Below are 18,187 nucleotides of genomic sequence, written 5' to 3'. Positions count from 1 at the left end.
GCGGCCGTTGACGATCACCGGCCCGCGCCCCGCCACCGCACCCCGCTTCGACTGGGAGGAGCTCCATGCCCAACGACACCTCCGCGCCCGCCACCCCCGCCACCCCGGTACTGGGGATCGGGATGATCGGCTACGCCTTCATGGGCGCCGCCCACTCGCAGGGCTGGCGCACCGTGGGGCGGGTCTTCGACCTGCCGCTGGCCCCCGCGATGGCCGCCGTCTGCGGGCGGGACCCGGCCGCCGTGCGGGCGGCGGCCGACCGGCTCGGCTGGGCCGCCGCCGAGACCGACTGGCGGGCCCTGATCGCCCGGGACGACGTGGACCTCGTCGACATCTGCACCCCCGGGTCCAGCCACGCCGAGATCGCGATCGCGGCCCTGGAGGCGGGCAAGCACGTGCTGTGCGAGAAGCCGCTCGCCAACACCGTGGCCGAGGCCGAGGCGATGGCCGAGGCCGCCCGCCGGGCCCGCGCCCGCGGCCGGTTCGCCATGGTCGGCTTCAACTACCGCCGCACACCCGCCCTGGCGCTCGCCCGCCGGATGACTGCCGAGGGCCGCCTCGGCGTGCTGCGGCACGTGCGGATCAGCTACCTCCAGGACTGGCTGGTCAGCCCCGACTTCCCGCTGGCCTGGCGGCTGCGCAGGGAGCAGGCGGGCTCCGGCGCCCTCGGCGACCTCGGCGCGCACGCCGTCGACCTCGCCCAGCACCTCGCGGGCGAAGCGCTCACCGCGGTCAGCGCGCAGACCGAGACCTTCGTACGGGAGCGCCCGGTGCCCGGCGGCTCCCCGGGCGAGATCGGCCCGGTCACCGTGGACGACGCCGCGCTGATCTCCGGGCGCCTCGCCTCCGGGGCGCTGGCCTCCTTCGAGGTGAGCCGGGTCGCCGCGGGCCGCAAGAACGCGCTGCGGGTGGAGATCAACGGCACCCTCGGCTCGCTCTCCTTCGACCTGGAGCGCCTGAACGAACTGCACTTCCACGACCACACCGCCGACCCGGCCGAGGCGGGCTTCCGCCGCATCCACGTCACCGAGGACAGCCACCCGTACCTCTCCGCCTGGTGGCCGGCCGGCCACGGACTCGGCTACGAGCACACCTTCACCCACCAGGCCCACGACCTGCTCCAGGCGATCGCCGCGGGCACCGACCCGGACCCTGGCTTCGAGGAGGGGCTCCAGGTGCAGCGCGTCCTCGCCGCGGTCGAGCAGAGCGCGGCCGCGAACTCCGTCCTCGTCCCCGTCCCGGCCCCGCAGCCCGCCGCCGTCCCCACCGGGTGACATCCCTTATCCCGCAAGCGAACTGAGTACGCGTCAGGAGAAGACCATGCCGCGATCCTTCACCCTCTTCACCGGGCAGTGGGCCGACCTGCCGCTGGAGGAGGTGTGCCGACTGGCCCGTGACTTCGGCTACGACGGGCTCGAACTCGCCTGCTGGGGCGACCACTTCGACGTGCAGAAGGCCCTGCACGAGCCGGGCTATCTGGCCGGGCGGCATGAACTCCTCGACAAGCACGGCCTGAAGTGCTGGGCGATCTCCAACCACCTGGTCGGGCAGGCGGTCTGCGACGACCCGATCGACGAGCGGCACCAGGCCATCCTGCCGCCGCGGATCTGGGGCGACGGCGAGCCGGAGGGGGTGCGGCAGCGGGCGGCGGCCGAGATGGCGGACACCGCGCGGGCCGCCGCCGCCTTCGGGGTGGAGACCGTCGTCGGCTTCACCGGCTCCTCGATCTGGCACCTGGTGGCGATGTTCCCGCCGGTCCCCGAGCACATGGTGGAGCGCGGCTACACCGACTTCGCGGAGCGCTGGCACCCGATCCTCGACGTCTTCGACACCGAGGGCGTGCGCTTCGCCCATGAGGTGCACCCCAGCGAGATCGCCTACGACTACTGGACCACCCACCGCGCCCTGGAGGCCATCGGCCACCGGCCCGCCTTCGGCCTCAACTTCGACCCGAGCCACTTCGTCTGGCAGGACCTCGACCCGGTCGGCTTCCTCTACGACTTCCGGGACCGGATCTACCACGTCGACTGCAAGGAGGCCCGCCGCCGCCTCGACGGCCGCAACGGCCGCCTCGGCTCGCACCTGCCCTGGGGCGACCCGCGCCGCGGCTGGGACTTCGTCTCCGCCGGGCACGGCGATGTGGCCTGGGAGGACGTCTTCCGGATGCTGCGCTCGATCGGCTACGCGGGACCGGTCTCGGTGGAGTGGGAGGACGCCGGGATGGACCGCCTCCAGGGCGCCCCGGAGGCCCTGCGGCGCCTGAAGGCCTACGACTTCGAGCCCCCGACGGCTTCCTTCGACGCGGCCTTCGGCGGCAACTGACGACCCGTCAAAAGATGACTGCTCGTCAACTCGCATACGTCACAGTCCAGGAGCGAGGCGGAAGGAGGTGAGCGCGACACCCTGATGACGCGGGGGCCCGGACCACGGACACCTGCGGCGGCGAGCCGTCCCCTCGTACCACCACGGCTTTCCGCGGCAGTCCGCGGCCCGCACCCCGCCCTGGCGCGACGGCGCGCGCCTGTGCCTTTCCGGCGGCCACCGGCAACGGTCGGCCTCCGTTCGAGTCCAGGAGGACACGCGTGCACAGGAAGCAGACCCCAGACCCCGACCGTTCCCCCAACTCCCGCAGACCTACGCCCGGTTGCCCCGCGAGGCGGCGCCGCTCACCGCGTACCGCCCTCGCCCTTCTCACCAGCGCGCTCCTGGTGACCGGCGCGCTCGGCTCCGGTGCCGGGAGCAGCGGCGCGGCCGAGGCGCCCGCCCCGGCCGCCGCCGAGTTCCAGCAGGTCACCCTCGCCAAGGGCGAACCCGAGACGGGCGAGCCGATGTCGCTCGCGGTGCTGCCGGACAGCTCGGTGCTGCACACCTCCCGGGACGGCACCCTGCGGCTCACCGACCCCGGCGGCACCACCGAAGTGGCGGGCCGCGTCCCCGTCTACAGCCACGACGAGGAGGGGCTGCAGGGCGTCGGCATCGACCCGGGCTTCGCGCAGAATCGCTTCGTCTACCTCTACTACGCGCCCCCGCTGGACACCCCCGCGGGCGACGCCCCGGAGACCGGCTCCGCCGCCGACTTCGCGCCCTTCGACGGGGTCAACCGGCTCTCCCGCTTCCGGCTCGACCCCTCCGGCAGCCTCGACCTCGCCAGCGAGACCAAGGTGCTGGACGTACCGGCCTCGCGCGGACTGTGCTGCCATGTCGGCGGCGACATCGCCTTCGACGCCGCGGGCAATCTCTACCTGTCGACCGGTGACGACACCGACCCCTTCCAGTCCGACGGCTACACCCCGATCGACGAACGCGCCGACCGCAACCCGGCGTTCGACGCCCAGCGCTCCTCCGGCAGCACCGATGACCTGCGCGGCAAGATCCTGCGGATCAAGGTCGGCGCGGAAGGCTCCTACAGCATCCCGGACGGCAACCTCTTCGCCCCCGGCACCGCGAGGACCCGCCCCGAGATCTACGCCATGGGCTTCCGCAACCCCTTCCGGATGAGCGTCGACAAGCCCACCGGCACGGTCTACGTCGGCGACTACGGACCGGACGCGAGCGGCGCGGACCCGGCGCGCGGCCCGGGCGGGCAGGTCGAGTTCGCCCGTATCACCGCACCCGGCAACTTCGGCTGGCCCTACTGCACCGGCCAGAACGACGCCTACACCGAGTACGACTTCGGCACCGGCGCCTCCGGAGACCGCTACGACTGCGCCGCCCCCGTCAACAACTCCCCGCACCACACGGGACTGAGCCAGCTGCCGCCCGCGCAGCCCGCCTGGATCCCCTACGACGGCAGCTCCGTACCGGAGTTCGGGGACGGCTCGGAGTCCCCGATGGCCGGGCCGGTCTACCGCTACGACCCGGACCTGGACTCGCCGGTGAAGTTCCCCGAGGAGTACGACGGGGACTTCTTCGCGGGCGAGTTCGGCCGCCGCTGGATCAAGAGCATCGGCCAGGAACCGGACGGCACCGTCACCGGCATCGGCGCCTTCCCCTGGCAGGGCACCCAGGTGATGGACATGGAGTTCGGGCCCGAGGGCGCGCTGTACGTCCTCGACTACGGCACCGGCTACTTCAACGGCGACGCGAACTCCGCGCTCTACCGCATCGAGAACGCCACCGGCGGCAGCGCCCCGGTCGCCGAGGCCTCCTCGGACACCACCAGCGGGCAGGCACCGCTGAAGGTCGCCTTCTCCGCCGAGGGCAGCAGCGACGCGGACGGCGATCCGCTCACCTACGACTGGGACTTCGGGGACGGCACCACCGCCTCCGGTGAGCGGGCCGAGCACACCTACACCGCCAACGGCACCTACACGGCGACCGTGACCGCCGGCGATCCCACCGGCCGCACCGGCACCGCGAGCGTGCTGGTCACGGTCGGCAACACGGCACCGAGCGTGCGCCTCGAACTCCCGCAGGACGGCGGCCTGTTCAGCTTCGGCGACAGCGTCCCCTTCCGGGTGGTGGCCACCGACCCGGAGGACGGCCCGGTGGACTGCGCCAAGGTCGAGGTGACCTACATCCTCGGCCACGACAGCCACGGCCACCCGATCACCTCGGCCCACGGCTGCTCCGGCACGCTGACCACCCCGGTGGACGGCGGCCACGGCGGCGACGAGAACATCTTCGCCGTCTTCGACGCGGAGTACACCGACCAGGGCGGCGGCGGGCAGCCCCCGCTGACCGCCCACGACGAGAGCGTCCTGCAACCCCGCCACCGGCAGGCCGAGCACTTCACCTCCGCCGAGGGCGTGGACGTCATCGCGCACGGCACCGCGCACGGCGGCCGCACCGTCGGCAACATCGAGGACGGCGACTGGATCGCCTCCGCGCCCTACGCCCTCGGCGGCGCCGAGCGGTTCACCGCCCGGATCTCCTCGGCGGGCAGCGGCGGCACCCTGGAGGTGCGGGCCGGGGCACCCGACGGTCAGCTCCTCGGCAGCGCACAGGTGCCGGTCACCGGCGACTGGGAGAGCTTCCAGGACGTCACCGCGCCGCTGACCTCGCCACCCGGCGAGACCACCACCCTCTACCTCGTCTTCCGGGGCGGGGCGGGCGCGCTCTACGACCTCGACGACTTCACCTTCCCCGCGAGCGGACGAAAGGCCCGGTCATGACCCGCAGCACACGGCAGTCCCGCAAGCGCGGCATCCGCCCGGCGGCGGCCGCCGCCCTCCTGCTCGCCGCCGCGGCCGTACCCGCCGCCGCGGCGACCGCCCCGGACGGTCCCCGGACCTCCGCGGACGCCCCCGGCGTACGGCAGCACTCCGCGGACCCGGCGGTCCCGGACGGGCGGCTGGCGGGCAGGAGCGTCCTCGTCTTCTCCGCCACCGCCGGATTCCGGCACGACTCCATCCCGGACGGCATCGCCGCGCTGCGCGCACTCGCCGACGAGCACGGCTTCACCCTCGAAGCCACCGAGGACGCACGGGAGTTCACCCCCGAGAAGCTCGCCCGCTTCGACGCGGTGGTCTTCCTCTCCACCACCGGGGACGTCCTCGACGAGCAGCAGCAGTCGGCCTTCGAGGAGTACATCCGCCGCGGCGGCGGCTGGGTCGGGGTGCACGCCGCCGCCGACACCGAGTACGACTGGCCCTTCTACGGCGGCCTCGCGGGCGCCTACTTCTCCTCGCACCCGGAGATCCAGCACGCCACCGTCCACCCCGAGGACCGCGCCCACCCGGCCACCGCCCACCTCGGCGGGGAGTGGGGGCGCACCGACGAGTGGTACAACTACCGCTCCAACCCCCGCGAGCGGGCGCACATCCTGGCCACCCTCGACGAGTCGAGCTACCAGGGCGGCACCATGGGCGGCGACCATCCGATCGCCTGGTGCCAGGAGTACGAGGGCGGGCGGGCCTTCTACACCGGCGGCGGCCACACCCGCGAGTCCTACGCCGAACCGGAGTTCCGGCAGCACCTCCTCGGCGGCATCCGCTGGGCCACCGGCGCCGCCCAGGCCGACTGCCGCCCCGAGCAGGGCTACACCCCGCTGACCTCCGGCACCGACACCACGGGCTGGCGGCAGGCGGGGCCCGGCTCCTTCACGGCCGCCGAGGACGGCACCCTCACCACCTCCGGCGGCATGGGCCTGTTCTGGTACGAGGCACGCCAACTCGCCTCGTACTCCCTGAAGTTCGACTGGCGGATGACCGGGGACGCCAACTCCGGTGTCTTCGTGGGCTTTCCGGCCTCCGACGACCCCTGGTCCGCGGTGGACCGGGGCTACGAGATCCAGATCGACGCCACCGACGTCCCGGAGAAGACCACCGGCGCCGTCTACGGCTTCCAGTCCGCCGACCTCGCCGCCCGGGACGCGGCGCTCAACCCGCCGGGCGAGTGGAACACCTTCGAGATCCGCGTCGAGGGCGAACGCCTCCAGGTCCTGCTCAACGGGGCGCTCGTCAACGACTTCACCAACACCGATCCGGCACGCAGCCTCACCGACGGGCATCTCGGCCTGCAGAACCACGGCGAGGGCGACGAGGTGTCCTTCCGCGGCATCCGCCTGAAGGAACTGCCCGAGCGGCGCGGGTGAACCCGGCCGCGGTCCGGCCCCGGCCCCGGCCCGGGGCGGGACCGGACCGCGACCGCGTGCGCACCGGCCCCGCCCCCGAGGCCGCCGCCGGAGTCTGAGGGGGCCCCGGCGGCCCGGCGGCGGGCAGGGAGGACGCCGACTCCCGCCCGCCGCCTCCTCGTTGCCCGCCTCCCGCCCGGATTCCGTCCCCCGCCCGCGGGCGCGCCTTGCCCTGGAGTGCGCTCCAGCTCGTAGCGTGCGGAGGGTACGGGCCCGCGGCCGCCCGGTGCGCCCGCGCGGGAGAGGGGCGGCCCGGGCGCCCGCGGCAGCGGGCGAGAGCGATACGACGACGGTTGCGACGACGGTGAGGAACAGCGTGCGCTACACACTCTTCGGCAGGACCGGGCTCCGGGTCAGCGAACTCGGCCTCGGCGCCATGACCTTCGGCACCGAGGAGGCGGGCGGCATCGGCAAGGAGGCGAGCGGCCGCCTGCTCGACCTGTACACCGAGGCGGGCGGCAACTTCCTGGACACCGCCGACATCTACACCGGCTCCAGCTCGGAGAGCGTCCTCGGCGAACTGCTCACCGGGCGCCGCGAGGAGTACGTCCTCGCCAGCAAGTACACCTGCGCCACCCGCCCCGGCGACCCCAACTCCGGCGGCAACCACCGCAAGAACCTGGTGCAGTCGGTGGAGGCGAGCCTGCGCAGGCTGCGCACCGACCGGCTCGACGTGCTGTGGGTGCACGCCCGCGACGAGTTCACCCCCGTCGAGGAGACCATGCGCGCCCTCGACGACCTGGTGCGCGCCGGGAAGGTGCTCTACCTCGGGGTCTCCGACTGGCCGGCCTGGGAGATCGCGCAGGCCAACACCCTTGCCGAACTGCGCGGTTGGACCGCCTTCGCGGGCTCCCAGCTGCGCTACCACCTCCTCGACCGCTCCCCGGAGCGCGAACTCCTGCCGCAGGCACGGGCGTTCGGGCAGGCCGTCTTCGCCTGGAGCCCCCTCGCGGGCGGCCGGCTCACCGGCAAGTACCTGCGCGGCGAACAGGGGCGCCTCGGTACGGACACCACCGACCCGCGCGAGAACGCGCTCGTCACCGCCGTGGTCGAGACCGCCGAGCAGGGCGGCTGGACCCCCGGCCAGGTCGCCCTCGCCTGGCTGCGCAGCCGCCCCGGCAACCTCGTGCCGCTCCTCGGCGCCACCCGCGAGGCCCAGCTCACCGACACCCTCGGCTGCCTCGACGTCACCCTCGACGAGGCCGCCCTGACCCGCCTCGACGAACTCAGCGCGGTCCCGCTCGGCTTCCCGCACGAGTTCCTCGACGAGCCCGTCGTACGGCGCAATGTGTACGGGGACACCGACGACCGGATCCGGCCGCTGGGACGCTAGGGGCGCCGGGCGGCCCCGGGCTCAGCGCCGGCCGCTGTTGCGCGGGTGGCTCCGGGCGGCCCGCTCGTTGCCGAACTTGTAGGCGCCGGTCCAGCGCGCCATCACCAACTGGGCGTCCCCCGCCGCGACTTCGGCCAGGAACTTCGCCGCCCGGGCGCCGCGGAGACGGGTCGCGGTGCGGCCCCGGTGGGTGATCTCGACGCTGCCGTCGGCACGGGTCTCGTACCGGAATCCATGGGGTGCGGGCATGGGCGGGCCTACGGGGTTCTCAGGAGTGCGGGCATGGGTGGGTCTCCGGGGTTCTCAGAGGTGCGGGCACGGGCGGGTCTTCGGGATTCTCGGCGCGGTCCGGCTCACTCGGGGTCCAGTACGGCGGCGACCGCTTCGATCTCCACCAGCTGGTCCCGGTAGCCGAGCACGGTCACCCCCATCAGGGTGCTCGGCACGTCGTGCGCGCCGAAGGCGTCCCGGACCACCTCCCAGGCGGCCACCAGCTCCTCGGAGTCCGCGGTGGCGACCAGGACCCGGGTGCTGATCACGTCCTCGATCCCGGCCCCGGCCGCGGCGAGCGCGGTGCGCAGATTGGCCACCGCCTGGGCGGCCTGCCCGCGGTGGTCGCCGGGGCAGACGGTCTCGCCCTCCTCGTCGAGGGGGCAGGCACCGGCGAGGAAGATCAGCCGGGCCCCGGCGGGCGCGGTGGCGGCGTAGGCGTACTCCGCGACATCGGAGAGGGCGTCGGAGCGGATCAGGGTGACGGCACGGGGCACGGGCGTTCCCTTCGGTGGTGCGGGCCTGCGGACAACCGCTCACCCTGGCAGAACGGCCCCGGGCGTGCCCCTGCTTTTCCGCCCGGGCCCGCGCTCCTGCCCGCACCTGCCCCCGCCCGCCCGTGCCGTCGGCGAGACGATCCACCGGAGACTGCCTATTCCGGCCCCGGTGCGGGCAGGCGGGAGCTGTGACCCACGGAATCGAGGACTACGCACTCATCGGCGACCACCAGTCGGCGGCGCTCGTCAGCACCGGCGGCTCGGTGGACTGGCTCTGCCTGCCGCGCTTCGACTCCCCGGCCTGCTTCGCGGCGCTGCTCGGCCAGGAGGACAACGGCCACTGGCGGCTGGCCCCCGAGGGCGCGGGCAGCTGCACCCGCCGCGCCTACGCCCCCGGCTCACTCGTCCTGGAGAGCGTCTGGGAGACCCCCGAAGGCGCCGTCAAGGTCACCGACTTCATGCCGCAGCGGGACAGGGTGCCGGACCTGATCCGTATCGTCACCGGACTCTCCGGCGAGGTCGCCATGACCGGCGAACTGCGGCTGCGCTTCGACTACGGGCGGGTGCGGCCCTGGATGCGGGAGGTGGACGGGCGCTTGGTGGCCGTCGCGGGACCAGACTCGGCCTGGCTGCGCCACGACCCCCAAGTGGACACCGTGGTACACGACTTCGGCATCCGCTCCGACTTCACGGTGCGCGCGGGCGAGGAGCGCGCCTTCGTCCTCACCTGGGCGCCCTCGCACGAGAGCGCCCCCTCCTCGGTCGACCCGCGGGAGTCGCTCGCCACCAGCCTCGCCGACTGGCAGGCCTGGTCGGACCGCTGCCGCTACCGGGGCCCGCACCGGGAGGCCGTGGTCCGCTCCCTGCTCACCCTCAAGGCCCTCACCTACGAGCCGACCGGCGGCATCGTCGCCGCCCCCACCACCTCGCTGCCGGAGGAACTCGGCGGCGTCCGCAACTGGGACTACCGCTTCTCCTGGCTGCGCGACTCCGCGCTCACCCTCGGCGCGCTGCTCTCCGCGGGCTACCAGGAGGAGGCCCAGGCCTGGCGGGACTGGCTGCTGAGAGCGGTCGCGGGCGACCCCGCCGACCTCCAGATCATGTACGGGCTCAGCGGTGAACGCCGCCTGCCCGAGACCGAGTTGACCTGGCTGAGCGGCTACGAGAAGTCCCGCCCGGTACGCGCGGGCAACGCCGCCGTCGACCAGCTCCAGCTGGATGTCTACGGCGAGGTGATGGACACCCTGCACACCGCCGACGCCGCGGGCCTGCAATTCGAGCCGGAGGCCTGGAAGTTGCAGCGCGCGCTGATGGAGCACCTGGAGTCCGCCTGGTCCGAACCGGACGACGGACTGTGGGAAGTCCGGGGCCCCAGACGGCACTTCACCCACTCCAAGGTGATGGCCTGGGTCGCCGCCGACCGCGCGGTGCGCACCATGGAGGCCCACCCGGGACTGCCGGGCGAGATCGGGCGCTGGCAGGAACTGCGCGAGACCATCCACCGCGAGGTCTGCGCCCGCGCCTGGGACGAGGACCGCGGCACCTTCACCCAGTCGTACGGCAGCCGCGAACTCGACGCGGCCACTCTCCTCATACCCCGGGTCGGCTTCCTGCCCGCGAGCGACCCCCGGGTGCGGGGCACCGTGGACACCGTCCGCCGCGAACTCGACGAGGACGGCCTGATCCGCCGCTACAGCACCGACGGCGGCACCGTCGACGGCCTCCCCGGCACCGAGGGCACCTTCCTCGCCTGCTCCTTCTGGCTCGCCGACGCCCTCCACCTCACCGGCCGCCGCACCGAGGCCCGCGCCCTCTTCACCCGCCTGCTCGACCTGCGCAACGACGTGGGCCTGCTCGCCGAGGAGTACGACCCGAAGGCGGCCCGCCAACTCGGCAACTTCCCCCAGGCGTTCAGCCACCTGGGCCTGATCGGCACGGCGTACACACTCTTCGGCCGTCCGGGTCCGGAGGAGGCCGCCGGGGGTGGGCGGGGGTGAGGGCGGGGCGCCGGGGCGGCCGGTCAGCCGGGGCGTTCGCGGTGAGCCGTCCCTGCTCAGTCGTCTCTGTCGACTCGTCTGGTAAATCGGTCTGACCGACTCGTCTAACCGAGCCGTTCACTCGTCGTCGCTCCAGAAGACGACCAGGTCCGCGTGGTCCCGGCGCCCGGAGCGCAGGGCCCGCTGCCACTCCTGGTGCGCGGCCTCCAGCGCGTCCACCAGCGGCCGGGCCGCGTAGTACGTCGTGCCCAGGCTGTACGCGACCTGCCGACCGGCCTCCGCGACCGCCCCGGCCCGGTCCACCGGCAGGCGGCCCAGCCCCGGGTGCCCGTCCGGCGGCTCGGGCAGCGGCAGCTCCTCGGGTGCCCCGGCGAACAGGAACCGGTAGGGCAGCAGCGGCTCCGGCACCCCCAGCGCGCGCATCTCCTCGTCCATCCGCGCGTAGAGGGCCTTCGGCGGCGCCGCGTACGAGCCGAGGAGGACGGGCTCCGAGCCGATCCCCGCGAGGAGGGCGATCAGGGCGCGGCGGTAGGCGGCACCGCCGCCGGGCACGTCCTGGGCCACCCGACCCGCGAGCAGTTCCTCCAGGGCATCGGGCACGGTGAGGCCCGACTCTCCCTGTGCGCCGCCGGATTCACCGGCCGCCGCGTCGAGCCGGGCCTGTACGGCACGGGCCCGCTCCCGCGCGAGGTCGCGCGCCCTCTGCTGCTCCGGCCCCTGCGCACCACCGAGCAGAGCCGCCAACTCGCTCCGCCGGACGGTCTTCATCGATACGAGGACGTCACCGCTCATGGGCTCATGATGGCAACCGGGCCCGAGACACCGGCACTTGCACCAGCACCCACCCGAGACACCGGCACCCACCCGAGAAACCGGCACCGGCGCCCCAGGGCAGCAAGGCCCTCAGCGGCCGCGGTCTCCGCTGCCCACTGCCCGCCGTCTCAGAGGTCCGCGCAGATCCCGCGGGCCTTCGCCAGATCCTTCTTCGCCTCGGCGTCGAAGGTGAACTCACGGGCGTGGCGCTGCTGCGCCCGGTTGAGCGCCTCGGCGAGCGGCCGGTACTCCGGGTCGCCCGCGGCCGCCGCGGCGGACAGGGTGACCGCCCCGCTCCAGCGGTTCAGGGCCACCAGCCCCTCGTCGCCCTTCGCCCCGTACTGAGACTCGTCGAAACCGTCGAGGGCCGCGCAGGCACCGCGCGCATCGCCCGCCGCTCCGGACCCGGAGCCGGAGCCACCGTCGTCCCCGCCGAGCGCCCAGGCCGCGCCCACGCCCCCGGCGCCGACCAGCAGCCCGACGACCAGGGCCCCGAGGAGCAGCCCGGTACGGCGCGGGGCCGCGGTCGGCCCCTGGGGAGCGGCGGGTGGCGGCGGGGCGGACGGCTGCGGCGGCTGCATGGCCCCGACCCTACTGGGCCCGTTTCCGCGCCGGACCGGGGAGCCCCGCCGAGCCCTCCGCGCTTCTCGCACTCCGGCGCAACAGAGCGAGGGCACCGCGTCACGCTCCGCACCCGTCTCGTACCATCGCCGCTGCACGACTTCATGACTGACAACTGCACAACTTCGGCACTGGCAAAGGGCGTTGGGCAGCTTGCCCTGGTCGGTTCTCGGGGGAGCGGAGAGCCCGGCCCGATCCAAACGAAAGGCCCTAGACGTACCGCTCCAGAATCGACGACTCCGCGAGCCGGGACAGGCCCTCGCGGACGCTGCGGGCGCGGGCCTCGCCGACGCCGTCGACGGTCTGGAGGTCGTCCACGCTCGCCGCGAGGAGTTTCTGCAGGCCGCCGAAGTGCTCGACCAGGCGGTCGATGATCGCGCCGGGCAGCCGGGGGACCTTGGCGAGCAGGCGGAAGCCGCGGGGGGAGACGGCGGAGTCGAGGGCCTCGGGGGAGCCGGTGTAGCCCAAGGCGCGGGCCACGGTGGGCAGTTCGAGGAGTTCGGCGTGGGTGAGGGCGTCCAGTTCGGACAGGGCCTCGTCCACGGTGCGGGAGCGGCGGGCGGTGGGCTCGGGGACGTAGTCGCGGACGACGAGTTCGCGGTCCGGTTCGACGCCCGCGATCAGCTCCTCCAGCTGGAGGGCGAGCAGGCGGCCGTCGGTGCCCAGCTCGACCACGTACTCGGCGATCTCGGTGGCGATCCGGCGGACCATCTCCAGGCGCTGGGCGACCGCGGTGACGTCCCGGACGGTCACCAGGTCCTCGATCTCCAGGGCGGAGAGGGTGCCGGCGACCTCGTCGAGGCGGAGCTTGTAGCGCTCCAGGGTGGCCAGGGCCTGGTTGGCGCGGGAGAGGATCGCGGCCGAGTCCTCCAGGACGCGGCGCTGGCCGTCCACGTAGAGCGCGATCAGGCGCATCGACTGGGAGACCGAGACCACCGGGAAGCCGACCTGTTTGGAGACGCGGTCGGCGGTGCGGTGCCGGGTGCCGGTCTCCTCGGTCGGGATCGTCGGGTCGGGCACCAGCTGCACCCCGGCGCGCAGGATCTTGGTGACGTCCTTGTCGATGACGATGCCGCCGTCGAGCTTGCACAGCTCGCGCAGCCGGGTCGCCGTGAACTCGACGTCGAGCACGAAGCCGCCCGTACACATCGACTCGACGGTCTTGTCGGAGCCGAGGACGATGAGGCCTCCGGTGTTGCCGCGGAGGATCCGCTCCAGGCCGTCCCGCAGGGCGGTACCGGGTGCGACCGCGCTCAGCGAGGCACGCATCAGCCCCTCGGCACCGGAACTCCCGCCGGACTTTCCGGGAGCTGCCGCCCGGTCGTTGGCTGCCACTGCACTCCTCGGGTCGCAGGTTCGTGGGCCGCCGCCGGCAACCCGACGGGCGAGACCGGGGCAAAGTCTACCGGCGCTCCGCCCCCTCCTGCGGGGCCTCTCGCCGACGTGAACGGGGAAGCACCCGCAGGGCGTCCCCCATGTCCGCGACTTCCGTCACCTTCATGCCCGCCGGGATCTTCCCGGGATCGGCCGGTACGAGGGCGTGCGTGAAGCCGAGCCGGTGCGCCTCGGCCAGTCTGCGCTGCACCCCGGTGACCCGCCGCACCTCGCCCGCCAGGCCCACCTCCCCGATGGCGACCAGGTTCTTCGGCAGCGGGGTGTCGCTGGCCGCGCTCGCCAGGGCCAGGGCGATGGCCAGGTCGGCGGCCGGTTCGGAGAGCTTCACGCCGCCGACGGTCGCGGAGTAGATGTCCCGCTTGCCGAGCGCGCTGATCCGGCCGCGCTGCTCCAGGACGGCCAGCATCATCGAGACCCGGGAGGTCTCCAGGCCCGAGGTGGTCCGGCGCGGGGAGGGGATCTGCGAGTCCACGGTGAGCGCCTGCACCTCGGCGACCAGCGGGCGGCGCCCCTCCAGGGTGACCGTCAGGCAGGTGCCCGGCACGGCCTCGGCCCGCCGCGTGAGGAAGAGGCCCGAGGGGTCGGCGAGGCCGGTGATGCCCTCGTCGTGCAGCTCGAAGCAGCCCACCTCGTCGGTGGTGCCGTACCGGTTCTTGACGCCGCGGACCAGGCGCAGCCGGGCGTGCCGGTCGCCCTCGAAGTGCAGCACCACGTCCACCAGGTGCTCCAGGAGGCGGGGCCCGGCGATGGCGCCGTCCTTGGTGACATGGCCGACGAGCAGGGTGGACATGCCGCGCTCCTTGGAGGCGCGGATCAGCGCGCCCGCGACCTCGCGGACCTGCGCCATGCCGCCCGGGGCGCCGTCGATCTCCGGGGAGGCCACGGTCTGCACCGAGTCGAGGACGAGCAGCGAGGGCTTGACCGCGTCGAGATGGCCGAGGACGGCGGAGAGGTCGGTCTCGGCGGCGAGGTAGAGGTCGTCGTCCAGCGCCTTGATCCGGTCGGCGCGCAGCCGCACCTGGCTCGCGGACTCCTCGCCGGTGACATAGAGCGTGCGGTGCTCGCCGCTGGCCGCCTTCGCGGCGACATCGAGCAGCAGCGTGGACTTGCCGACCCCGGGCTCGCCCGCGAGGAGCACCACCGCCCCTGGTACGAGACCGCCGCCGAGCACCCGGTCCAGCTCGGGCACCCCGGTGCTGCGCGCGGTGGCCTGCCGCCCGTCGACCTGCCCGATCGGCAGCGCGGAGGAGGTGACCCGGCCGGGCGCGGTGGTGCGCACGGCGGGGGCGCCGTACTCCTCGACGGTGCCCCAGGCCTGGCACTCGGGGCAGCGTCCGAGCCACTTCGCGGTCTGCCAGCCGCACTCGGTACAGCGGTAGGACGGGCGGTCCTTGGCGGTCTTCGTACGGGTGGCCATGGGGGGAACCGTAGCGGGCGGCACCGACAACCGGGCGGGCGCCCGGGACGACCGGTCGCCTCGGGGCCGAACTCCGGCCCGCCGCACGCCTCTTCGGCTCCGCCCCGGGTCAGGCCGGTGCCCTCCTCGTGTCCCCCTTCGAGGGAACTCTTCACCCGCAAGGGTTAAATGCGCCCGAGGCGGCGGTATGGCCCCTGCCGCGCGCCTACGGTCGCTGAGGTGATGAGCAGTAGGCAGCCCTCCCCCTCGCAGTCGACCGCCATGCCCGCGACCGGCGCGCACCGGGCGCACCGCGATGCCCGGCATCGCGCCGGGGCGCACGAGGCGGGTGAGCGCCCGCCCGCGCACGACGGCCGCCGCCCCACGCCGGGGGACGGGGACCACCACGCGGACGGGGACCGGCGGCCCGTGGCCGCCGACCGCCACGAGGCCCATCTCGACGGGCTCTTCACGTACTGCCTGTCCGTGCTCTGCGACCACGAGCTCGCCCTCGCGGCGCTCGCCGACGTCCTCGCCCTCGCGCGCCGCCGCCAGGCCCGTGGTCCCGCGCTCGACTCCGAACAGCGGGCCTGGCTCTACTCGCTGGCCCGCTGGTCCTGTCTGCGCGAGCTCGCCCAGGCACGGCGCAGGCGCCAGGGCGCGCACGCCTCGGGCCGCCGCGCGGAGCAGCCCGCCGCGCGCCCCGGACCCCGGCCGGGCTCCTCGCCGGTGCCCGAGGTCTCCGAGGAGGCCGAGCGGCAGCACCGGCGCGAACTCGCCCTGCTCGCCTGGCCGGAGGCGGCCGGGACCTCACCGGAGCAGCGGGAGGCGCTCGAACTCTCGGTACGGCACCGGCTCTCCCCGCACGAGGTCGCCGCCGTGCTCGGCCTGGACCGGATCGCCACCCGCGAACTCCTCGCCTCCGCCGCCTGCGAGGTGGAGCGCACCCGGGCCGCGCTCGCGGTCGTGGAGAAGGGCACCTGCCCGAGCGTGGCCCGCCTCACCGGCGACCACCAGCTGCTCCTCGGTACCGCGCTCCGGCGCGAACTGGTCCGGCACGTCGACGACTGCCCGCGCTGCCGCCGTACCGCCGAGCGCGCCGCCCCCGGCACCTGGCCCGGCACCAGCGCCGCCCCCGCGCTGCCCGTCGTCGCGGCGCCCCGGGCGGCCCTGCACGCGCTGCCCGCCACCGCCCGCGGCCGCCACGGGGTGCCCCGCTTCGACCGGCGCGGCTTCCCGATGGACCCCAAGGACCGGGCCGCGCGCCGCGACCGGATCCGCTCCCGGGCGCTGACCACGACCGTGGTCGCGACCGTGGTGGCCGCGCCGGTGCTCGCCCTGTGGGCCGCCTACCGGGGCGCCCCGCTGACTGGCGAGGGCCAGGGCGGCCACTCCGCCTCGGCGGACGAGCGCAGCGGCCCGGGGGATCCGGCGCGGGCGTACGAGAACGCGGGGAACGCCCGGGCCACCGAGGGCTGGCGCTTCGCCGAGGACGAGCACGCGCCCGAGGTCTCCGTCGAGGTGGTCAGCGCGGGGGCCCGGCCCTCGCACAGCCAGAGCGGCCCCGGGCGCCTCACCGTCGAGGCCCGCCCGGGCAGCGGCCTGACCCTGCTCACCCTGCGTGCCTCCGGCGGCGCCCCGGTGCACTGGTCGGCCGCCCCGAGCGCCCGCTGGCTGCTGCTCAGCCGCAGCTCGGGCACGCTGCGGCCGGGGGAGTCGGTGACGGTGCGGGTGTACGTGGACCGCACCCGCGAGCCCGGCGGCCCCTGGCGGGCCACGGTCGCCCTGGAACCCTCCGGGGCGCTGGTCTCCATCGAGGGGTACGGCCGGTGGCGCCCGCCGCCGACCCGCCCCACCCGGCCCGGCACGCCCCCGCCGCACGGCACCCGGCCGCCGTCCACGCCGCCGACCCGGCCGACCGGGCGCCCGTCCACGCTGCCCGCGACCGCCCCGCCGACCTCGAAGCCGCCCCAGAGCCCGACACCCAGCGCCTCGAACACCGGGCCCGCCCAGCCGGACGACTCCTCCCCGCCCGCGGACTCGGGGAGCCCGGGGAGTCCGGGGCGTCCGACGGGTTGAGACGGAGGCGGGGAGCCGGACGCTTTGCCGAGGCGGACTCGGGGAGCCCGAGGGGCCGGGGGAGTCCGCGGAATCCGAGGGACCGCGGGAGCCCGGCATATCCGAGCGGCCGCGGGAAGTCCGAAGGGTCGCGGGGACCCGGGAACCCGGGACCCGGGAAGCCCGAGCGGCCGCAGGAAATCCGTGGGCCCGCAGGGGACCCCGACGGGCCGAGGCGGGCGTGCTGCCCGCCTCGTGCGCCGGGGCCGCGGTCCCTTCCGCTCAGGCGCCCCGGTTCAGGCGTGGGCGGGTCGTGCGTCCGCCGGGTGCGGGGCCACCAGGGGGAGTTGGGAGGCGAGGCGCTGCTCGCAGAGTTCGGCCAGGCGGTCGTAGCCCTCCTTGCCCATCAGCTCGATCAGCTCGGGGCGGTAGGAGACGTACACCGGGTCGCCCGCGCCGTGCGCGGAGGTCGCCGAGGTGCACCACCAGTGCAGGTCGTGGCCGCCGGGGCCCCAGCCCCTGCGGTCGTACTCGCCGATGGAGATCTGCAGCACCTTGGTGTCGTCGGGGCGCTCGATCCAGTCGTAGGTGCGGCGGACCGGCAGCTGCCAGCAGACGTCCGGCTTGGTCTCCAGGGGTTCGCGGCCCTCGCGCAGCGCCAGGATGTGCAGCGAGCAGCCCGCGCCGCCCGGGAAGCCGGGGCGGTTCTGGAAGATGCAGGAGCCCTGGTGGCGGCGGGTCTGCAGCTCGCCGTCGTTCTCGTCCTCCTGGACCCAGGCGTCGGGCGAGGCGGTGCCGACCGCGTGGTGCTGCCAGATGTCGGGGGTGAGCCGGGCCACATGGCCCGCGACCCGCTCCTGGTCCTCCTCGTCCGAGAAGTGCGCGCCGAGGGTGCAGCAGCCGTCGTCCGCGCGGCCCGCCTGGATGCCCTGGCAGCCGCTGCCGAAGATGCAGTTCCAGCGAGAGGTGAGCCATGTCAGATCGCAGCGGAAGACCTGTTCCTCGTCCGCGGGATCCGGGAACTCGACCCAGGCGCGGGCGAAGTCGAGGGGCTGCTCGTCCGGAGCCGCCTTCTTCCGGGACTTCGGCGCCTTCGCCGCCCGCTTCTCCTCCTGCTCCCGCCGCTGCCGCTTCTCCTGCTTCTCCTCTTTCGCGCGCTTCTTCTGCTTCTTCTCCTGCTTTTCCTGCTCCTTGGGCACAGCCCTTCCCGCCTTCTCCCGCTCCGCGGCCGCT

General features: G+C 74.4%; 14 protein-coding genes. 7 read left to right on the top strand and 7 right to left on the bottom strand.

The annotated features are described in order from the left end of the window. Positions 1-65 precede the first annotated feature (65 nt). The 5 genes from MID12_RS12290 (at position 66) to MID12_RS12270 (ending at position 7,907) form a co-directional block, all read left to right on the top strand. Positions 66-1,274 (top strand): Gfo/Idh/MocA family protein, encoded by a 1,209-nt coding sequence (locus MID12_RS12290; protein WP_263166933.1) that lies wholly within the window; start codon positions 66-68, stop codon positions 1,272-1,274. Between the two features lie 46 nt (positions 1,275-1,320). Further along, the gene (locus tag MID12_RS12285; RefSeq protein WP_168542898.1) at positions 1,321-2,322 is read left to right on the top strand and encodes a sugar phosphate isomerase/epimerase family protein; all 1,002 of its coding nucleotides are present in this window, start codon (positions 1,321-1,323) and stop codon (positions 2,320-2,322) included. Positions 2,323-2,708: 386 nt separating this feature from the next. Continuing rightward, entirely contained in the window at positions 2,709-5,114 is a 2,406-nt protein-coding gene (locus MID12_RS12280; RefSeq protein WP_411576945.1) for a PQQ-dependent sugar dehydrogenase, read from the top strand. Beyond that, positions 5,111-6,535, top strand: a complete 1,425-nt coding sequence (locus MID12_RS12275) for a ThuA domain-containing protein (protein ID WP_263166930.1) — start codon at positions 5,111-5,113, stop codon at positions 6,533-6,535. Before MID12_RS12280 ends, MID12_RS12275 begins: the two co-directional genes overlap by 4 nt. 355 nt (positions 6,536-6,890) lie before the next feature. Next, a complete protein-coding gene (locus MID12_RS12270) occupies positions 6,891-7,907 on the top strand; it encodes an aldo/keto reductase (RefSeq protein WP_263166928.1) in 1,017 nt (338 codons plus the stop codon). Between the two features lie 21 nt (positions 7,908-7,928). Here MID12_RS12270 and MID12_RS12265 read toward each other — a convergent pair whose 3' ends face one another. Together MID12_RS12265 and MID12_RS12260 are read right to left on the bottom strand one after the other, a co-directional pair. Beyond that, on the bottom strand, positions 7,929-8,156 hold the full coding sequence (locus MID12_RS12265) for a hypothetical protein (protein WP_263166924.1): 228 nt from the start codon (positions 8,154-8,156) through the stop codon (positions 7,929-7,931). 104 nt (positions 8,157-8,260) lie between these two features. Beyond that, positions 8,261-8,674: a RidA family protein gene (locus MID12_RS12260; RefSeq protein ID WP_263166921.1), complete on the bottom strand. Its 414-nt coding sequence runs from the start codon at positions 8,672-8,674 to the stop codon at positions 8,261-8,263. A gap of 188 nt (positions 8,675-8,862) precedes the next feature. Between MID12_RS12260 and MID12_RS12255 the strand changes: the two genes are divergently transcribed. Continuing rightward, positions 8,863-10,671: a glycoside hydrolase family 15 protein gene (locus MID12_RS12255; protein WP_040249889.1), complete on the top strand. Its 1,809-nt coding sequence runs from the start codon at positions 8,863-8,865 to the stop codon at positions 10,669-10,671. 117 nt (positions 10,672-10,788) lie between these two features. Here the strand turns inward: MID12_RS12255 and MID12_RS12250 are convergent, their stop codons facing one another. From MID12_RS12250 to radA, 4 genes are all read right to left on the bottom strand, one after another. Further along, complete coding sequence (locus MID12_RS12250) at positions 10,789-11,463, bottom strand: hypothetical protein (protein WP_263166918.1); 675 nt, start codon at positions 11,461-11,463, stop codon at positions 10,789-10,791. Positions 11,464-11,612: 149 nt separating this feature from the next. Then, positions 11,613-12,065: a hypothetical protein gene (locus tag MID12_RS12245; RefSeq protein ID WP_263166915.1), complete on the bottom strand. Its 453-nt coding sequence runs from the start codon at positions 12,063-12,065 to the stop codon at positions 11,613-11,615. A 250-nt stretch (positions 12,066-12,315) separates the two neighbouring features. Then, positions 12,316-13,440: a DNA integrity scanning diadenylate cyclase DisA gene (disA, locus tag MID12_RS12240; protein WP_040249887.1), complete on the bottom strand. Its 1,125-nt coding sequence runs from the start codon at positions 13,438-13,440 to the stop codon at positions 12,316-12,318. Between the two features lie 67 nt (positions 13,441-13,507). Beyond that, positions 13,508-14,917: a DNA repair protein RadA gene (radA, locus tag MID12_RS12235; protein WP_040249885.1), complete on the bottom strand. Its 1,410-nt coding sequence runs from the start codon at positions 14,915-14,917 to the stop codon at positions 13,508-13,510. A gap of 222 nt (positions 14,918-15,139) precedes the next feature. Here radA and MID12_RS12230 point away from each other — a divergent pair, with 222 nt between their 5' ends. Continuing rightward, positions 15,140-16,975: a BACON domain-containing protein gene (locus MID12_RS12230; protein ID WP_263166911.1), complete on the top strand. Its 1,836-nt coding sequence runs from the start codon at positions 15,140-15,142 to the stop codon at positions 16,973-16,975. 275 nt (positions 16,976-17,250) lie between these two features. Here MID12_RS12230 and MID12_RS12225 read toward each other — a convergent pair whose 3' ends face one another. After that, positions 17,251-18,153, bottom strand: coding sequence for a hypothetical protein (locus MID12_RS12225; RefSeq protein WP_263173098.1), 903 nt, complete (start codon positions 18,151-18,153; stop codon positions 17,251-17,253). Between the last annotated feature and the right edge of the window lie 34 nt (positions 18,154-18,187).

Origin of the sequence: Streptomyces sp. SCSIO ZS0520 (assembly GCF_025643355.1) — a bacterium.
Taxonomy (GTDB): domain Bacteria; phylum Actinomycetota; class Actinomycetes; order Streptomycetales; family Streptomycetaceae; genus Streptomyces; species Streptomyces physcomitrii.
Note: the sequence above shows the minus strand (reverse complement) of the source record. Positions and strands in the feature narration are given on the sequence as shown.